Genomic DNA, 18,204 nt, shown 5'->3' on the forward strand with positions numbered 1-18,204 from the left:
ACAACCTGCAATCCCAATAAATAATGATTTTCTTATTGTTCCGTAATCATAAATAGTGATTCGTTTTAGAAGCGGTATGATACTGTTGCTGCAAAATTACGCGGGTCGGTTTGATTTATGTAACCGCCACGGTAGTACGAGTTATAACCTATTTCATTAAATATATTATTAAAATATACACGCGTAGTAACACGCCCAACTGAATATGCCAACTGTGCATTTACTGTTGTATAGGCAGGCATATCGAACGGTTCCACTCCGGGTTTAGTGTCATGAATATTAGCATTGGTCCTTTCTGTCAGATATTCATTAACAGGACGTTCACCTACGTAGTAAACTCCGGCTCCTATAGATAAACCTTTAAGGGTTCCTTTATCTATTGTATAATATAACCATCCGTTTGCAGTATGTTCCGGTGCGTTCATTGGAGCTGAACCTTCTACATAAACAGGGCTGTTTGTATATCTGGCATTCAGATATGCATAGCCTAACATTACCTGCAAATTTGGTAATATTCTTCCTGATAATTCAGTCTCTATCCCCGTTCTTTTCAGATCGCCGGCCAAACCATAACGGTTAGTAGTCACACCATTTTCGTCCAGAATGGAGTATGAAAGATTCTCATTATTAATATCAAAAAATGTAAAGTTAAATCGGAGTCTGTTATCAAGCCAATCAGATTTAACACCGAATTCCCATTGCTTTGTCGTTGATGGACCTATCGGTCTACCATCTTCCTGCAGATTAGATGCTGAACGCAAACTTGTAGTTGTGGTATAAGAACCAAAAAGATTGATATTCTTGATAGGCGACACCATTAATCCGAATATAGGGTTCCATGAATCACCTGTAACTAGTCCTGTGCCGGTAGCGCTGCTACTTGTTCCGTAGCTATAGCGCAAACCGAGTATTGCTCTTAGATATTCGTTGATTGTCATTACTTCCTGAGCCATGATTCCGTATGCGGAAGAATTTGATTTGGCAGGATCCTGCGCCACCATAGCCTGATCTGTAACTGATGAAGGCAGAGTATTTGGTATTTCCTGGAAAATATCAATTTCATCAACTTTAATGGCATTATATCCTGTTGTTTCAAGATTGTTCGATTTGTAATCGAATCCGACTTGGAAAGTATGCTTAATTGGTCCGGTATATACATCCCGGCCAATCAGATCGAGCTGGAAAGTCCTGTTCTTATCATCCCTTAACGAGCGGGTGAGAGTACGGCTACGGATATTATAATCTTTATCTGTTACTGTTCTTAAAGCACCTACACCTGTATTATCAGTGTTATTACTAGATGCAAAATATGCAGCCCTCACGCTTACTTTATCTGCAAGCTGCCTTGTGATACGGGCAGCATATGTCAATGTCTTTGTTTCCACATTATCAGTCTCGAATCCCAAAAACTTATCATGCGGCATATCATAAAGAGCCTCTTCATTATCGGCTGCGAGATTTACAGTTCCTCTGTCAGGAGTAGTGTTATCATTCAGATAATCCATTTCCAATGTGACAGTAGTTTTGTCATCCGGACGCCATTCTAACGATGGGTTGATATATACTCTGTTTTTAGATATCTTGGTACGATAGCTGTCTGCTCTTTCATAAGCCCCGTTCAGGCGGAAGGCTACCGTTTTTTTATTGTCCAATACTGATTGGACATCAAATGTAGGACGTACTTGCCCCCAACTACCAACACGTAAGGCAGCTTCTCCTCCATTTACAAACTTCGGGGTTTTAGTTACGACATTAATAACTCCACCGGGAGATCCCAGATCATCACCGATACCTTGAGTTACAGCAGCCGAACCTTTTATTACCTGGATACTTTCCACACCCTGCATATCAGACGCGAGTGAAGCTGTACGAAAATCCGAGTCCACACGCACACCGTTTTTCAAAACGGGAACCCCACGATAACCACGGGTAGACATACTTTCGCGTACTCCTCCATAAGAACCGAAAAGCGTTACTCCGGGCACATTACGCACTGCATCCGTAATAGTCAACGCACCCTGTTCGGCTATCACTTTATCCGAAATAACCGATATACTTTGTATTTGCTCGCTTGGGCGAAGAGGCATACGTGTAATCGCATCTAGCTTTTCAGGTTGTTTATATCGTTCACCGAATACTTCCACTTCATTCAGATTGGTATTTGGTACCATGTTAAATTGAAGATGTATTTCCTGATCATCAGAAAGATTTACCTTTTTTTCATTATTGTTATAACCTACAAAACTCACCTCTACAGTAAGTTCTCTTTTAGGCAGGCGTACGAACCTGAATTTTCCTTCATTATCAGTGGAAACTCCTTTTTGCAATTCTTTAATAACAACAGTAGCCGAAGCTAAAGGTTGTCCATTATCATCAAGTACTCTTCCCTTTATTGTCTGTGCAACAACAAAAGATATATTGAGAATAAGTAATAGGCTTAGAAAAATAATTTTCCTCATAGTTTATTATATATTTTGTATATGTGTGAATAGATAAATATAATCGAGGGCAAAGGTCCTGATTATTGCTTAGGCTGGCAATCGCAAAAAATAATGATAATTTTATATAATTATCACAATAAATAGGGATTGATGGATATATTATTTTCCGTAGGGTTTATCTATTTGTAAAGATTGAATGGTTGATCGTGTTAATTTAATTAACAAATAATTTGCTTATCGAAGATTTATCTTTAAAATGCTCTGTCTGAAGCAATACTTTTCTTTCGGTATGTAAAAAGTGTCTGCCTCAACAGGTTAAATTGCATGCAACTTAACATATAAATGCTATTTGTTTTATATATTTGCCTGTTTATTATACCCATAAAAGGGTGGTTCTATATTTGAAGAAAACTATTATGAGTGAACAAAACGATATATCAATACTAGAGAAGATAAATTACCCCTCCGACATGAAAAACCTGAGCATCGAAGAGTTGGAAACTCTTTGCTCCGATTTGAGGAATTTTATTATCGACCAACTAAGCAATAATCCGGGGCACTTCGGTTCCAGTCTGGGTACAGTAGAGTTAACCGTAGCCCTCCACTATGTATATAACACCCCGTACGACCGTATCGTTTGGGATGTCGGACATCAGGCTTATAGCCATAAAATACTCACAGGGAGAAAAGATAGATTTCATACCAACCGCCAGTTTGGAGGCTTAGCCGGATTTCCCAATCCGAAAGAAAGCGAATACGATGCTTTTATAGCCGGACACGCATCCAATTCTATTTCAGCGGCATTAGGTATGGCTGTGGCTTCGGCCCTGAAAAAGGAGGACAGGCACGTGGTAGCAGTTATCGGTGATGGTTCCATGACCGGAGGATTGGCTTTCGAGGCATTGAATAATGCAAATTCCCAGCCTAACGATATACTTATTATCCTTAACGATAATGATATGGCTATCGATGATAATGTGGGCGGAATACGGGATTATCTGGTAAAGATGACAACCTCTCCGGCTTATAACCGCGTGAGGAATGATGTTTATCAGAAATTTAAGAAAGGGAACCTCATTACGGAAAAAGGCAAGAACTTTATCCTCCGTTTCAACAATAGCCTCAAGTCTCTACTGACTAAACAGCATAATCTTTTTGAAGGATTTAATATCCGTTATTTTGGCCCCGTGGACGGACATGATTTACGTGGTTTGGTGCGTATTTTACAGAACATTAAAGATCTGAAAGGCCCTAAAATGTTGCATATACATACTGTAAAAGGAAAGGGCTTCAAACCAGCGGAAGTATCCGCTACAGTATGGCATGCGCCCGGTAAGTTCGATAAAGAAACCGGAGAGCGGATTGTTGTAAAATCGAAAGACCAGCCGCAACTATTTCAGGATGTATTCGGCCATACACTTGTAGAACTGGCGCAGCAGGATGAAAAAATAGTAGGTATTACACCGGCTATGCCAACAGGTTGCTCCATGACGTATATGATGAAGGAGTTTCCCGACAGGGCTTTCGATGTCGGCATTGCCGAAGCCCATGCCGTAACTTATTCCGCCGGACTGGCAAAAGAAGGTCTTCTGCCATTTTGTAATATATACTCATCATTTATGCAGCGGGCTTATGATCAGGTGATACACGATGTTGCCTTGCAAAATCTGCATATGGTAATGTGTCTCGACAGAGCTGGGCTGGTAGGAGAGGACGGACCTACTCATCACGGGGCATTCGATCTTGCATATATGCGTTGTATTCCGAATCTTGTGATTGCCTCGCCATACAATGAGCATTATCTTCGCCATTTGATGTTTACGGCAGCTTATGGTTATGATGGGCCATTCGTCATACGTTACCCGAGAGGGCAGGGCGTATTATGCGATTGGGAATGCAAAATGGAGAAACTGGAAATAGGTAAAGGTCGAAAACTGAAAAACGGTAAAGATCTCGCAGTACTCACAATAGGACCTATCGGGAATGCAGCCAGAGAAGCTATAGCTGTGATAGAAGGTGAGGGATATTCCATTGCCCATTACGATATGATATTCCTGAAACCAATAGATAAAGCATTACTGAAAGAAGTAGCCGAGAACTATGAGAATGTTATGACCATTGAGAATGGCGTCGAAAACGGAGGCTTGGGCAGCGCTGTGCTTGAATATTTTTCGGAGAATAATTATCATAATATAAATGTTACGCGTGTAGGTTTGCCTGATGAGTTTGTAACTCATGGTTCAATAAAAGAGTTGAATAAGCTTTGTGAAATAGACGCTCCGGGATTGGCAAAACGTATGCACGAAACATTAATCCGGTATAATGTCGTACCTCAGCAACATGTGGATATATATAAGTAAGAGAAAGTATTTAATGCAATTTTATTATAACTAACTCTTGTTGTTATAAATAAAAAAGTAACAATTAACAATCGACGACGCGAAGGCGGGTCAAACAGGTCTGAGACTTTAAATAGATAATATGTCTATGAGAATTGTAATCGCAGGAGCAGGAGCAGTGGGCACACATTTGGCAAAACTACTATCGGTAGAAAATCAGGATATTGTACTGATGGATACCGATAAAGATAAGCTCAATTTCTCAAATACAAATTTGGAAATGATGACTATGGCCGGATCGTGCACATCACTAAAAGACCTCACAGAAGTGGATGTTGAAGAAGCCGATCTGTTCATAGCGGTTACACCCGATGAGTCTGTCAATATCACAGCGTGCATGTTGGCCTCGAATATGGGGGCAAAGAAAACGTTCGCCCGGATAGATAATTATGAATATCTTTTACCCAAAAATAAAGAGTTCTTTGGTAAACTGGGGGTGAATTCGATGGTCTATCCCGAAATGCTGGCTGCCAAAGAAATCGTTTCAGCTCTGAAGCGCCCGTGGGTGCGCCAGTGGATAGAGCTCTGCGATGGCAATATTATTCTGGCCGGAATTAAAGTCCGGGATAATTCCGAACTTGTAAACAAGCATCTGTATGAATTGGGACAGGAAGATAAGATATTTCATATCGTAGCCATCAAGCGAAAAAATATAACCATCATACCCAAAGGCAGTGACCAGGTGCTGTCCGGTGACATTGTCTTTTTCACCGTCACCAAAGACAATATAGGCGATTTGCCTAAAATTGCGGGTAAAGCTACCTTTGATGTAAAAAACGTGATGATAATGGGCGGTAGCCGCATCGCTATCCGTACCTGTCAATATTTACCCGACTCCACTAATATAAAGCTACTGGAATCAGATAAGGAAAAATCCTATCAGCTGCTGGAAAAACTGCCGAAGAATGTAACCGTCTACCATAACGACGGACGTAATGCCGAATTCCTTTTACAGGAAGGTATAAAAGATATAGATGCCTTTATTGCTGTTACAGGAAATTCAGAAGCCAATATTCTGGCTTGTATGGCAGCAAAACGTTTTGGCGTGAGAAAGACAGTGGCAGAGATAGAGAACATGGATTATATCTCGATGGCTGAAAATCTGGATATCGGCAGTATTATCAACAAGAAGCTTATTACCGTGAGCAATATTTACCGTTTCCTGCTCAGCGCAGACGTATCCAATGTGAAATCTTTGACTGTAGCCAATGCCGATGTCGCTGAAATAATAGCCCGGCCAAATTCACGGATAACCAAGAAAGAAGTAAAAAAAATTATATTGCCCAAGAATGTGACTTTGGGAGGACTGATTCGCAATGGAGAACCAATGATGATTGACGGGGAGACCATGATCGAGCCTTACGACCATGTAGTGGTTTTCTGTCTCGAAGATTCGTTGCGCGAAGCAGAAAAGCTATTCCATTAATCAATATCTAATGAGCAATTTCAATTATCGTTTTGTATTAAAAACTATAGGTTTCTTACTCATCATAGAGTCTCTGTTTATGATGGCGGCAACTGTTGTTTCGTACTATTCGCATGAAATAGCAGGCGATGCGATTTTGATAAGTTCTACGATAACTTTCTTTGCAGGCGTATTCCTTCGCTTATCCGGGACCGAAGACTATGTTAAACCGATAGGAAAACGTGAGAGTTTTCTGATGGTAGCCATGTCGTGGATCGTCCTTTCAGCCTTTGGTATGCTACCATTCTACTTTAGTGGAGCAATACCGAGCATCAGCAATGCTTATTTTGAAACAATATCCGGTTTTACGGCAACGGGTGCGACGATACTTACCGATATAGAGAGCATGCCCAAAGGCCTGCTTTTTTGGAGGAGTATAACCCAATGGATGGGAGGGCTGGGTATTGTGGTCTTCGTTGCCACTATTTTACCCATGGGAGGCAATGCTTCAGTGTTGTACGATGCTGAGGTTACGGGGATCGGGTATGACCGTTTTCGCCCGCGTATCTCTCAGATAGCCAAGCGGCTATGGATGGTCTATATATTCCTTACAGGTATACTTGTCCTATTGCTGTGGTTGGGCCCGATGAATATATTTGACTCTGTCTGCCACGCTTTCACCACTATATCTACTGCCGGATTTTCTACTAAACAGGATAGTATCGCTTACTGGAATTCTGCTTACATAGAGTATGTTATTACCATATTTATGTTTATAGGCGGTATCAACTTCCCTCTCATTTACTTCTTTATGAAAGGCGATCCGAAAAAACTCCTCAGGAATGAGGAGTTTAAATGGTATGTTCTGATCATCCTTATCTTTGTATCCATAATCGCTGTCGGACTATATTCTTCGGGAAAGATAGAAGGTGTGGAAAGAACATTCCGCACATCTCTGTTTCAGGTCGTTTCTATACTTACAACTACCTGTTTTTCTACGGAGAACTTCATGAATTGGGGAGCATTCTATCAGTTTGTAGTAGTAATCTTTATGCTTTTCGGGGCATGTGCCGGTTCCACTGCGGGCGGTATCAAGATAGTGCGTATCATTATCCTTTTTAAGAACTCCATCAATGAATTTAAACGGCAAGTGCACCCGAATGCCATACTCCCCATCCGTCTCAACGACCGGGTGATATCCATCGATATTGTCACAAAAGTACTGGCCTTTATATTCCTTTATCTGGGGATACTCATCATCAGTTGCCTGCTCCTGTCTTTGTCAGGTATGGAATTCGAGAATTCACTGGGGGCTGCTATTTCCTGTATAGGGAATGTCGGTGGCGGATTGGCTGAGATAGGCCATAACGGGCATTTTTCAGATGTGCCTACGGCTTCGAAATGGTATCTTTGCTTTCTGATGCTAACAGGTCGTCTGGAATTGTTTACGGTACTTTCTTTATTTATGCCTGCTTTCTGGAGAAGATAATAACCGATTCTATATAAATGAAAAAACACTACACTCTTCTGGCCGTAATATTCTTTGCCTGCACCGCTATTGCGCAAGAACAAAAAGTCAGCTTCCTCTTTGCCGGAGATGCCATGCAGCATAAAGGGCAACTCGATGTGGCGAAGACAGGTGAAGGCTATGACTATTCTCCATATTTCCGGTATGTAACAGATGAGATCAGACACGCGGATATCGCGGTTGTCAATCTGGAAACCACGTTACCCGGTGAAAGATATACGGGTTATCCCCGGTTTGGCTCTCCCGACGAGTATGCGTACGCATTGAAAGATGCCGGATTCGATATATTTCTCTTGTCGAACAATCATATTCTGGATAAAGGCAAGAAGGGACTGGAACGTACTATCACAATGCTGGATTCGATAAAGGTGAAGCATACAGGGGTTTTTGCCAATGAAGAAAAACGGGACTTATACTACCCCCTGATGATGATTAAGAACGGTATCCGTATCGCTATGTTAAACTATACCTATGATACAAACGGATATACTGTAACAAAACCCAATATTGTCAATTATATCGATAAAAAACAGATACTGAAGGATATTGAACAGGCTAAGATAATGAAAGCGGATATCATCATAGCCAATATGCATTGGGGTATCGAATATGTACTGAAACACAATAAAGAGCAAAAAGAACTTGCCGATTTTCTTGTCAACAATGGGGTACGCCTCGTTATCGGCGGCCATCCACATGTGGTGCAACCTATAGATATACAAAAAGAAGGCGATGAGATAAAGAATGTTGTCGTGTATTCGATGGGGAATCTTATCTCTGCCATGAAACCTGTAAATACAACAGGTGGCATGATGGTAAAGATAGATATAAGCAAAGACGGGAATGATCCTGTCAGAATAAACTCCTGTTCGTACTCTCTTGTATGGGTCAATAAATTGATGAAAGACAAGGATACTCCATCCTTTTTCGAACTGCTCCCCGTAGCCTCTTTTGATAATGAGCTGGGGCGAGAGAAACTCGGAGAGGTGTCATTCCTTAAGATGAAGGCTTTTGCAACCAATGCGAAGAATGCAATTGAGAGCCTATGGAAGAAGGATTAGGATTTACGATATACTGTGCTGAATCTTAATCATTTTGAAAAAGTTTATCTATATAGGTAAGCTGATAGTCTTTAGCTGTTAGCTTGCGGCTCTTTGAAAAAATGAATCAGCAGATTTGTAAATTAGCAGATTAGCAAATGAATGAAAAGGTGTAACCTTTGTTACCTTTTATTTTTAACCACAGAGTAAACGGAGTAGCACGGAGTTTTTAGAAGAAAAAGTGACAATAAAAATTGTGTAAAAAGTCGTCAGGTTTGTCAGGTTTTGTACATAAGCTATCGGCTAACAGCTATCAGCTAATAACTAAAAATGCGTTACCTTTATTACCTTTTAACAAGTAGTAAGTTGAAAGTAATAAGTTGAAAGTTATATGAGATACGAGTCGACAAGACGCGAGATACAAGTTGCTAACTGTTTACTGACGAGATGCTTCGCTTTGCTCTGTAAGACAAGCTAATTATTAATTATTCATTCTTAATTCTTAATTCTTAATTGTTTTCCGTGTTACCTTTTAACTATATGTGGTTAACGAAAGTGAAAACGACAAGGTGAAACAAAGAAAAAGTTGTCAGATGTGTCAGGTTTTAATACTATGTAGTTAATAAATGTGAATTTTGATGGTGGTTATTGCTGCCAATTTTCGTGCGTTTACAATGCCAATTTGCTCTGAACATGATATTATTGGATAAAAAATTCGGATATTTGTATCTCAAAATACACAAAAATGAAGGAAAAACTATTTATTTACCAGGTACTTCCCAGACTATTCGGAAATAATAAAGACATAAACAAAGAAAACGGTACACTGGAAGAGAACGGAGCAGGCAAATTTTCCGCCTTCGACAACAAGGCACTGAAAGAGATAAAAAAAATGGGATTTACCCATATATGGTACACAGGGATATTGGAGCATGCTTCCAAAACAGATTATTCTGCACATGGCATATCTAAAGATAATCCGGACGTAATAAAAGGTAATGCAGGGTCTCCTTATGCAATACGCGACTATTATGATGTTTCGCCCGATCTGGCAGATGTGGTTGAAGACAGAATAGCTGAATTTGAAGATCTGGTAGACAGGACACACAAAAACGGTATGAAAGTGATAATAGATTTTGTGCCAAATCATGTTGCACGCCAATATCACTCGGATGCCAAACCCCCGAAAGTAAAAGACTTCGGAGAGAATGATAATCCCACAATTGCATTCGACCCTGATAATAATTTTTATTATATACCAAATCAAAAACTCGAATTGCAGTTTCCTGTTCAGCAGGGAGAGGACGCTTACGTGGAATATCCGGCAAAAGCGACAGGAAATGATTGTTTTACAAATAAACCCGGAATCAATGATTGGTATGAAACCGTAAAACTCAATTACGGTGTGGATTATAATCATGGTAAAACCAATTGTTTTATGCCTGTTCCTGATACATGGCTAAAGATGCAGGATATACTACTGTACTGGACGTCGAAAGGTGTTGACGGATTTCGCTGCGATATGGCAGAAATGGTTCCGGTAGAGTTCTGGAACTGGGTTATTCCTAAAGTCAAGGCAAAAAACAAATCACTGATTTTTATTGCAGAGGTGTATAATCCTGCGCAATATCACAATTATGTGCACTGGGGTTTATTCGACTATCTGTATGACAAAGTCGATCTGTATGACACACTTCGCGATGTTATCTGCGGATATAAGCCGGCCTCTGAAATTACTTTTTGCTGGCAACGTATCGGGGACTTACAACCAAAGATGCTAAATTTCCTTGAAAACCACGACGAACAGCGTATAGCATCCGATTTTTTTGCCGGAGATGCATTCAAAGCTATACCGGGTATGATTACGGCAGCTACTATGTACACCAATCCGGTGATGATATATTTTGGGCAGGAGTTGGGTGAGCGCGGTATGGACAAAGAAGGTTTCAGCGGGCTCGACGGGCGAACTACCATTTTCGATTACTGGTCGGTAGATTCTGTGCGGAAATGGAGGAATAACGGTTCCTTTGGCAACGGAAATCTGACACAGGGGCAAGTGAAATTGCGCAAATTCTATCTCCAGCTAATACAAATAGCGAGAGAAGAAGAAAGTATCAGTTCGGGTAAATTCTTCGACCTGATGTATCATAATTATGAAAATCCGGAATTTGATTCCACAAAACAATATGCGTTTCTTCGCTCATGTAAAAAAGAATTTATACTGGTGGTTGCTAATTTTGCGCCGTATGCATCGGAAATATCAGTGCATATTCCGTCAGAAGCATTCGGCTATATGGGTATTGAACCGCAGAGAATAAAGAGTGCAAAGGAATTATTTTCAAAGAAGAATATTCCACTAAGTTCGCGCTGGGATAAAGCCCTGTATATTAATGTGGAGGCCTGCTCGGGGATGATAATCAAATTTTCTGTCGGACAATAGACCGCTGTTAAGACTGTATGAATATCTTTCTGAACTCTGGTTTGAGATGGATTTTTGTATTTTTCTTATCGGATTAATGATTACCCAAAAGAATAAGTGCCTAAAAGTGGCGGGAAAAGGAAGAGGGAGAAGTATAAAGGTTTTATAAGATATAATTTCGGTAAAATTTAAGCAGTTACTACTCGTTAGAGTGATTTGTTTTTGCTAATTTTACGGCTTATTACAAAAACAATAACCTATATTTATTAAAAGATTAACGAAACAATGGAAAGTAGTGTACCTTTCAAAATTTTTTCGGGAACAAAATCCCGTTATTTAGCTGAAAAAATCTGTACAAGTTTAGGATGTCCTCTTGGTAAAATGAACATCGAGCGCTTCGCTGACGGCGAATTTTCTGTCTCTTATGAGGAGTCGATCAGGGGTTGTCAGGTATTTCTTGTACAATCTACATTTCCGTCTTCGGATAATCTTATGGAACTTTTATTGATGATAGATGCAGCCAAAAGAGCATCTGCACATTCTATTATCGCAGTCATCCCTTATTTTGGGTGGGCCAGACAGGATCGTAAAGACAAGCCCCGTGTATCTATAGGAGCCAAACTTATTGCAGACATGCTTGCTGCATCAGGTATAAGCCGACTGATAACTATGGATTTACATGCTGATCAGATACAGGGATTTTTCAATGTTCCGGTCGACCATTTATATGCCTCGGCAATATTTGTAGACTACATCAAAACATTGGATCGCGAAAACCTTGTTATTGCGACTCCCGATGTAGGAGGTACTAAGCGTGCCAGTTCATATGCCAAATATTTCGGCATGCCTATGGTTATTTGCTACAAACTGCGCAAAAAAGCGAATGAAATATCAGAAATGCAGATCATCGGAGATGTTGCAGGCATGGATGTCTTGCTTGTGGACGATATTGTGGATACTGCAGGAACAATAACCAAAGCTGCGGATATTATGATGGCCAGCGGAGCACGCTCGGTACGTGCTATTGCCAGTCATGCGGTGATGTCTGACCCTGCTTCGGAACGTGTGGATCAGTCAGGGCTTACCGAAATGGTATTTACCGATAGTATTCCTTATTCTAAGAAGTGCGAAAAAGTTGTTATTTTATCGGTAGCCGATGTCTTTGCTAATGCTATACGACGTGTACTGTCGAACGAATCTATCAGTTCCTTATACGTGTTATAATTACTTTAAGGCTGATTAATAAATCTTAAAAGAAAGGGAGATTAGCTAATCTCTCTTTTTGTTTGCCCTAAAATTCGGATAGCAAATTTGTATATATCATCAAATAAAGATACTTTTGCAACTTACAATAAAATTGTTTTACAAAATACAATAATGAAAGTTCATCACGAAGGACGCGGCGTTTTAACAACATACCTTATCATATTGGTTCTGCTAAATGGAGCTTTGTGGTATTTTTTTCATCATTCCGTTCTATCTTATCTTGTGGGAGGGGTATCTCTCGTTCTCTTCCTTATTGTGTTAAACTTTTATAGAAGTCCATATCGGCGATTCACCGGAAATACGGATGATATTATTGTTGCTTCGGCAGATGGGAAAATTGTAGCTATAGAAGAAGTATACGAAGGTGAGTATTTTAAAGATAAGCGAATAATTGTTTCCATTTTTATGTCACCGTTCAATGTTCATGCGAATTGGTATCCGATAAATGGAAAAGTACTGATGTCTAAGCATCATGACGGCCGCTTTATGGCTGCTTATCTGCCAAAATCGAGTACGGAAAATGAACGTTCGACCGTTGTTATGGAAACCGAGGACGGCCGCCACCAGATACTTTTGCGCCAGGTTGCAGGAGCCATGGCCCGCCGTATTGTTACATATGCGCAAGTAGGAGAAATCGCCCATATTGATGAGCATCTAGGTTTCATTAAATTAGGTTCCAGGGTGGATGTATACCTTCCTTTAGGGACCGAGATATTAGTAGAAATGGACCAGAAGGTAACAGGTAACCAAACTGTTATCGCTAAATTCAAATAACAAAATGAAAAGACATATCCCTAATGTATTTACTTCCTTTAATTTATTTTCCGGTTGTATTGCCACAGTGATGGCCTTTCAGGGAGAATATACATGGGTTGTTGTATGGGTTATAGTAGCTGCTTTCTTTGACTTCTGTGACGGTTTCTCGGCCCGCTTACTGAAAGCATACTCTCCTATGGGAAAGGAGTTGGATTCACTGGCCGATATGGTTAGCTTCGGTGTGGCGCCAAGCATGGCTGTATTTCACTTCTTATCGGAGAATACTATTCGCATTTCTCAAAATCCGGTTATTATAGAATATCTGCCATATATGGCTTTTTTACTGGCTGTCTTTTCCGGGTTGAGGTTAGCTAAGTTTAATATAGACAAACGCCAGTCAGACTCTTTTATAGGTCTGAATACACCCGCGAATGCCATGTTCTGGGTAAGTTTTTGTTATGGACTCACTCACGATGCTCCAATGATCACACCTTTGTTGATGTATACCGTTTTGGCAGCTATATTGGTTTTCTCATCACTGATGGTCTCCGAGATTCCTATGTTTTCTCTGAAAGTAAAAAGCATAAAGTTTAAAGGAAACGAATATCGGTACTTTCTGATCGTGTTTATGATCGCTTTGGTCGCTTATATTGGAATATTGGGGATTGCCGGAGGGATATTGCTATATATAGCTATGTCAATCATTAACAGCCGGAAACAAGCGGAATAAGGCTGTGGTATTTATTTTAGATGTATTTTTCATCGCATTTTTTGCTCAAAAGTTTGCTGGTTTCAGTAAAAAGCAGTAATATTGCAACCGATTTCGGGATAACCGCCGAAAATCAGGTCCTATAGCTCAGTTGGTTAGAGCATCTGACTCATAATCAGGGGGTCCCTGGTTCAAGCCCAGGTGGGACCACATAGAAAATGAAAGACTTGCAGTAAAATGTAAGTCTTTTTTATTGCCTGAATTTTGCTGAATTTACTAGGTTTTCAAGGGGCGAGGTAAACCATACTACAAACCCTTTCCTGACTCTATCAAACAATTCATTATCTCTCGCTAACCGTCTTTCAAAATCCCTGCGTTGCACTAAAAAACTAGCAGTAATTGTTATGCTTTTATTAGATTCATTTAGAAATAGAGCCTGATAAAAGAAAATATTATTAAAAAAGCAACAACTTTAAAATATTATCGGACGCTAAAACGTCTGTAATAATAAGCACGATTTAATAATTTACACAGGATATGATTAAGACTATTGCAATAATAACAGATAAAGGGACACCCGGGAAGGAAATAAAAGAGAATATGCAAGTAAATGTATTCAGGTTGGAAAACGATAAAGTATCCGGTTATGAGAGTATAAAGCTAAGGAGTAGCGACACCGGTAGCTTTTCGAAGCTGTTAAAGATAAAGGAGATCAGCCTGATTTATATAGATTCTATGGGCAATGAACTAAAACGCCTGCTGCAAATATTAGGTATACATGTAAAATGTAAGGAAGAATGGGAAGGAGACGAGTTTATCCGAAAATTTGTTTTTAATATATAATTCTATCGAAGGGAAAAGTCTGTATCAAAATAATCTGACTTCATTGGGGAAATAATATTCTGATATAGAATCATTCCCAATGAAGTCAGATTTATTATATTGGTTATTATTTACTTTAAGTTATAAACCACTGTTAGAACAGAGTTCGGTGTTACAAAAATAGAATTACCCGTATCTTTAACACTTTCTTCCTCCAAATCCTGAGTCTGACTGGTCGTATATGTTTTTATCGATTCTATTTCCGCATTAGCCAACTTGGCTCTCACGTCATACCGGTTTGCAGATAAATTAGTGTACACTGCCACCACTTTCTTTCCATCCGGCGAAACATATGCACTTCCGAATAATTCTTTTGATGTATTCTTCATCTCTAGTTCTACGCGTTTATAGTCAGGACGGATAAACAAACTATAGTTACCAAGCACCCATAATGTTTTAGTTGCGGCATGAGTCCCGCTTTGGGTAATATCGCCATAATCGCCTCCAGCAGGGGTCACTTTTATCAACAAAAATCTATTCTTATGGCTCCAACGCTCGAGGTCGATACTTGTCCAATAAGACCATGAGGAAACATTGGCATATACAAGGTCGCAATGTATAACCTTCGACATATACAAGGCTATATCCATATATGAAGCATTGTCGAAACCAACAAACTCACTGCTGCTGTATCCGTCGCCAAGCATGCTCCATTCAGTCTGGTAAACTTTCAGTCCGGCGGCACTGGCTTTCGTTCCAACGGTGGTTCTTACATTTACAAGGTTTTCCCAGTTACCATCGGTCCAATAACTATGACCGGCAACAATAGGAGCTACATGCTTCAAATCTCCTACATAGCTTGATGATGCATTGTCGAACAAATTATATATCACATTCTTTCTTCCGTTATCATTATCGGTTTCATATAAATAATTCCAGGCGGCAGCTTCTGCCAATAATATCTTTGTATTAAGCCCTTTGTTCTCTATGGCATTATTAAGTTCTACAGAAAGTTTCTTAATTTCACTGTTTTGCCAGCCTGAACCTTCCTGTCCGCTTTCCCAGTTGTATTGAGGCTCGTTTACCGGACTTATATAATCAAAGTCGATTCCCTTATTGGTCTTGAAATAATCTATTGCAGAAACAATATAATTGGCAAAGTCGTCATAAGCATCGTCTTTCAGATTGGAATATGCTCCCGATGCAGAAAAGCCTTTTCCATTACGGGTAAGATATACCGGAGGAGTATTACTGAACATTACAAACTGTTCGCAACCATAGCTCTTTGCTTTTTCGAGGAAGTATTGTTGCCCGGCTTGCTTTGTCCAGTCTAATGTTCCATCTGTCGGGTTCATAAACGATTCGGCCCGTCTGGTGGCATCTTCTATACCACTGGCTGCACCCTGTTGCGCAGTACCTCCTCCCAGATTGAAACGCCACCCGGACAATCCGATGCCATCCGGCTTACCTCCTGTTATATTATTCGAGAATAATAATTTTGCAATATCCTCTTTCTCTGTCTCCGTCCAATAGGTACCTATATAGTTAGGTGCCCAGCAATCGGAAGCCGCAAAACTTTCGATAGTCTGATATGTCGTACTGAGCGATATGGTAACATTTTCATTGCCTTCTTCCGTTTCTTCACCTGCTCCGGTGTCCGGCGCAATGGTTGGGGTTGGATCATCATTACATGAAATGCATGATAGAAACAGACACATAAATAAAAACAGCTTTATAATCTTCATGATGTCATTAATTAATAAATTAAAGATATAATAGTGTGCTCTTTATTTGAAATTATAAAGAATCAAGAGCACACTATTTTTGTCTGATATATAAATCAGAAATTAGGGTTTTGCGCAATACTTCCTTCCGACAAAAGAACTTCAGTATTAGGAATAGGAAATAATAAATCCCTGTTTTCCTGGAATGTTATTCCTTTATTACTATTCTCCGTCTGATTTGTCAACTCATACTCATCCGTAGATTCATATAGATTATATCTTACAAAAGTCCCGTTCTGACCAAATACATTGCAGATGGCCTTTTTACCGTTGTCGTCCGTCCAGCGGCGAAGATCATACAAACGATGATTTTCAAGAGCTAATTCCAGACGTCTCTCCAGTCTTATCGCATCTCTAAGGGCAGTACCCGATGATGTTACTTCCGGTAATTCTACACGGTCGCGTACTCTTTTCAGTGCTTTACGGGCGTTTTCATCATGTCCTTCTTCATTTGCTGCTTCAGCATACATTAATAAAACATCTGCAAAACGAAGCAATCTGTGATTTAAATTGTTATGATTAGCGTCATATGGGGTAGTGCGCTGAGCGTGAGGAATATAATACTTTCTGTTTATACGTGCCGATTTATGTTTAGATGGAGTTATCAAATAATCTTTAGCTTCATCGGAATCGTCTCCCGGTACATCGTCTCCATTCTTTACAATAGTCCAGCGAAGGCGCTCTGTATCTCCTGCGTCCAAAAATGCTTTTTCCAGATTACTGGTCGGTAATCCCCAAGACCATCCCGAATCGTCACGAGAACCGGTAAACACAGGCAGCCTGCCTCCTAAGTTGTAGCTGATATCGGAATTGAATTGTACTTCGAAAAGTGATTCCACGCTATTGTTATGATCGATAGACCATACATCCTTAAAGTTGGTACACAAATCATATTCCTGAGTATCTATCAAGTCTCCTAATATGCTTTCGGCTTCGCTATATTTGCCTTGGTATAAGTAAGCTTTACCCAGATATCCCATCGCTGCGCCTTTTGTAGCCCTGCCAAGGTCTGATGAGCTATACTCGCTTTTTTGAGGCAATCCGGCTATCGCATCTTTCAGATCCTGCTCTATCTGAGTATAAGTTTCATCGATACTTTTGCGTTGAATACCGTGTACTTGTTCGGGCATTAGCATATCCAACACTATAGGTACTCCTCCATAATTCTTCACCAAATCGAAATAGTAGAACGCACGGAGAAATTTAGCTTCAGCTATCATTCTTTTGCGGAGAGTCTCATTTTTAATAGGAGAATCTGCAACCCTGTTTATAACGATATTACATCTCAATATACCTTTATAACGGTATTGCCAGAAATTTGATATAGGCCCGTCAAATTTAGGGTTTCCGTAATGACCCATTCTAAGCCAGTCACTCTGCGACTGGGTTGTATTACCCAACCAAAGGTCGTCTGTACACATATCGAATCCTACATAAGGAGCCTGAACCTGCCACCAGTCGTCGAAGAATATGGCTTGGTAACATCCGGCTACCTCCTTCAGGCACTCTTCTTCCGTTTGGAAGTATGTATCGAGATTTTCCTGTCCTAATACAGGTCTGTCGAGAAAGTCGGAACAACTTCCCAATGAAAGTATTAGAGCCCCGCCAATAAATATTTTTAATATATTTTTCATT

The 18,204-nt window shown here is 40.0% G+C and carries 12 protein-coding genes and 1 tRNA gene; 10 read left to right on the forward strand and 3 right to left on the reverse strand.

The genetic code is table 11. From position 1 onward, the window contains the following. Positions 1-65: 65 nt before the first annotated feature. A complete protein-coding gene (locus tag HMPREF9455_RS17055) occupies positions 66-2,459 on the reverse strand; it encodes a TonB-dependent receptor (protein ID WP_006800988.1) in 2,394 nt (797 codons plus the stop codon). A gap of 398 nt (positions 2,460-2,857) precedes the next feature. Between HMPREF9455_RS17055 and dxs the strand changes: the two genes are divergently transcribed. The 10 genes from dxs to HMPREF9455_RS17105 all read left to right on the forward strand — a co-directional run bounded on the left by dxs (position 2,858) and on the right by HMPREF9455_RS17105 (position 14,806). Beyond that, the gene (dxs, locus tag HMPREF9455_RS17060; protein ID WP_006800989.1) at positions 2,858-4,801 is read left to right on the forward strand and encodes a 1-deoxy-D-xylulose-5-phosphate synthase; all 1,944 of its coding nucleotides are present in this window, start codon (positions 2,858-2,860) and stop codon (positions 4,799-4,801) included. Positions 4,802-4,928: 127 nt separating this feature from the next. Continuing rightward, the gene (gene trkA, locus HMPREF9455_RS17065; protein WP_006800990.1) at positions 4,929-6,266 is read left to right on the forward strand and encodes a Trk system potassium transporter TrkA; all 1,338 of its coding nucleotides are present in this window, start codon (positions 4,929-4,931) and stop codon (positions 6,264-6,266) included. A gap of 10 nt (positions 6,267-6,276) precedes the next feature. Beyond that, positions 6,277-7,734: a TrkH family potassium uptake protein gene (locus tag HMPREF9455_RS17070; RefSeq protein WP_006800991.1), complete on the forward strand. Its 1,458-nt coding sequence runs from the start codon at positions 6,277-6,279 to the stop codon at positions 7,732-7,734. Positions 7,735-7,751: 17 nt separating this feature from the next. After that, positions 7,752-8,834 carry a CapA family protein gene (locus HMPREF9455_RS17075; protein ID WP_006800992.1) on the forward strand — a complete coding sequence of 361 codons (1,083 nt, stop codon included), beginning with the start codon at positions 7,752-7,754 and terminating at the stop codon, positions 8,832-8,834. Between the two features lie 724 nt (positions 8,835-9,558). Then, a complete protein-coding gene (locus tag HMPREF9455_RS17080) occupies positions 9,559-11,253 on the forward strand; it encodes an alpha-amylase family glycosyl hydrolase (protein WP_006800993.1) in 1,695 nt (564 codons plus the stop codon). A 264-nt stretch (positions 11,254-11,517) separates the two neighbouring features. Further along, the gene (locus HMPREF9455_RS17085) at positions 11,518-12,456 is read left to right on the forward strand and encodes a ribose-phosphate pyrophosphokinase (RefSeq protein ID WP_006800994.1); all 939 of its coding nucleotides are present in this window, start codon (positions 11,518-11,520) and stop codon (positions 12,454-12,456) included. 153 nt (positions 12,457-12,609) lie between these two features. Further along, positions 12,610-13,272, forward strand: coding sequence for a phosphatidylserine decarboxylase family protein (locus tag HMPREF9455_RS17090; protein ID WP_006800995.1), 663 nt, complete (start codon positions 12,610-12,612; stop codon positions 13,270-13,272). A 4-nt stretch (positions 13,273-13,276) separates the two neighbouring features. Continuing rightward, the gene (locus tag HMPREF9455_RS17095) at positions 13,277-13,984 is read left to right on the forward strand and encodes a CDP-alcohol phosphatidyltransferase family protein (protein WP_006800996.1); all 708 of its coding nucleotides are present in this window, start codon (positions 13,277-13,279) and stop codon (positions 13,982-13,984) included. Positions 13,985-14,099: 115 nt separating this feature from the next. Beyond that, a tRNA-Ile gene (locus tag HMPREF9455_RS17100) sits at positions 14,100-14,173 on the forward strand. 327 nt (positions 14,174-14,500) lie between these two features. Beyond that, positions 14,501-14,806 carry a hypothetical protein gene (locus tag HMPREF9455_RS17105; RefSeq protein WP_006800997.1) on the forward strand — a complete coding sequence of 102 codons (306 nt, stop codon included), beginning with the start codon at positions 14,501-14,503 and terminating at the stop codon, positions 14,804-14,806. A gap of 110 nt (positions 14,807-14,916) precedes the next feature. Here the strand turns inward: HMPREF9455_RS17105 and HMPREF9455_RS17110 are convergent, their stop codons facing one another. Together HMPREF9455_RS17110 and HMPREF9455_RS17115 are read right to left on the reverse strand one after the other, a co-directional pair. Further along, positions 14,917-16,530: a glycoside hydrolase gene (locus HMPREF9455_RS17110; protein ID WP_006800998.1), complete on the reverse strand. Its 1,614-nt coding sequence runs from the start codon at positions 16,528-16,530 to the stop codon at positions 14,917-14,919. Between the two features lie 95 nt (positions 16,531-16,625). Continuing rightward, the gene (locus HMPREF9455_RS17115) at positions 16,626-18,203 is read right to left on the reverse strand and encodes a RagB/SusD family nutrient uptake outer membrane protein (RefSeq protein WP_006800999.1); all 1,578 of its coding nucleotides are present in this window, start codon (positions 18,201-18,203) and stop codon (positions 16,626-16,628) included. Position 18,204: the final 1 nt, after the last annotated feature.

This window comes from Dysgonomonas gadei ATCC BAA-286, from assembly GCF_000213555.1.
GTDB classification, from domain to species: Bacteria; Bacteroidota; Bacteroidia; order Bacteroidales; family Dysgonomonadaceae; genus Dysgonomonas; species Dysgonomonas gadei.

Excerpts from the sequence above, each read along its gene's own strand:
- HMPREF9455_RS17055 (WP_006800988.1), bottom strand. The coding sequence starts at position 2,459 with ATGAGGAAAATTATTTTTCTAAGCCTATTACTTATTCTCAATATATCT.
- dxs (WP_006800989.1), top strand. The coding sequence starts at position 2,858 with ATGAGTGAACAAAACGATATATCAATACTAGAGAAGATAAATTACCCC.
- trkA (WP_006800990.1), top strand. The coding sequence starts at position 4,929 with ATGAGAATTGTAATCGCAGGAGCAGGAGCAGTGGGCACACATTTGGCA.
- HMPREF9455_RS17070 (WP_006800991.1), top strand. The coding sequence starts at position 6,277 with ATGAGCAATTTCAATTATCGTTTTGTATTAAAAACTATAGGTTTCTTA.
- HMPREF9455_RS17075 (WP_006800992.1), top strand. The coding sequence starts at position 7,752 with ATGAAAAAACACTACACTCTTCTGGCCGTAATATTCTTTGCCTGCACC.
- HMPREF9455_RS17080 (WP_006800993.1), top strand. The coding sequence starts at position 9,559 with ATGAAGGAAAAACTATTTATTTACCAGGTACTTCCCAGACTATTCGGA.
- HMPREF9455_RS17085 (WP_006800994.1), top strand. The coding sequence starts at position 11,518 with ATGGAAAGTAGTGTACCTTTCAAAATTTTTTCGGGAACAAAATCCCGT.
- HMPREF9455_RS17090 (WP_006800995.1), top strand. The coding sequence starts at position 12,610 with ATGAAAGTTCATCACGAAGGACGCGGCGTTTTAACAACATACCTTATC.
- HMPREF9455_RS17095 (WP_006800996.1), top strand. The coding sequence starts at position 13,277 with ATGAAAAGACATATCCCTAATGTATTTACTTCCTTTAATTTATTTTCC.
- HMPREF9455_RS17105 (WP_006800997.1), top strand. The coding sequence starts at position 14,501 with ATGATTAAGACTATTGCAATAATAACAGATAAAGGGACACCCGGGAAG.
- HMPREF9455_RS17110 (WP_006800998.1), bottom strand. The coding sequence starts at position 16,530 with ATGAAGATTATAAAGCTGTTTTTATTTATGTGTCTGTTTCTATCATGC.
- HMPREF9455_RS17115 (WP_006800999.1), bottom strand. The coding sequence starts at position 18,203 with ATGAAAAATATATTAAAAATATTTATTGGCGGGGCTCTAATACTTTCA.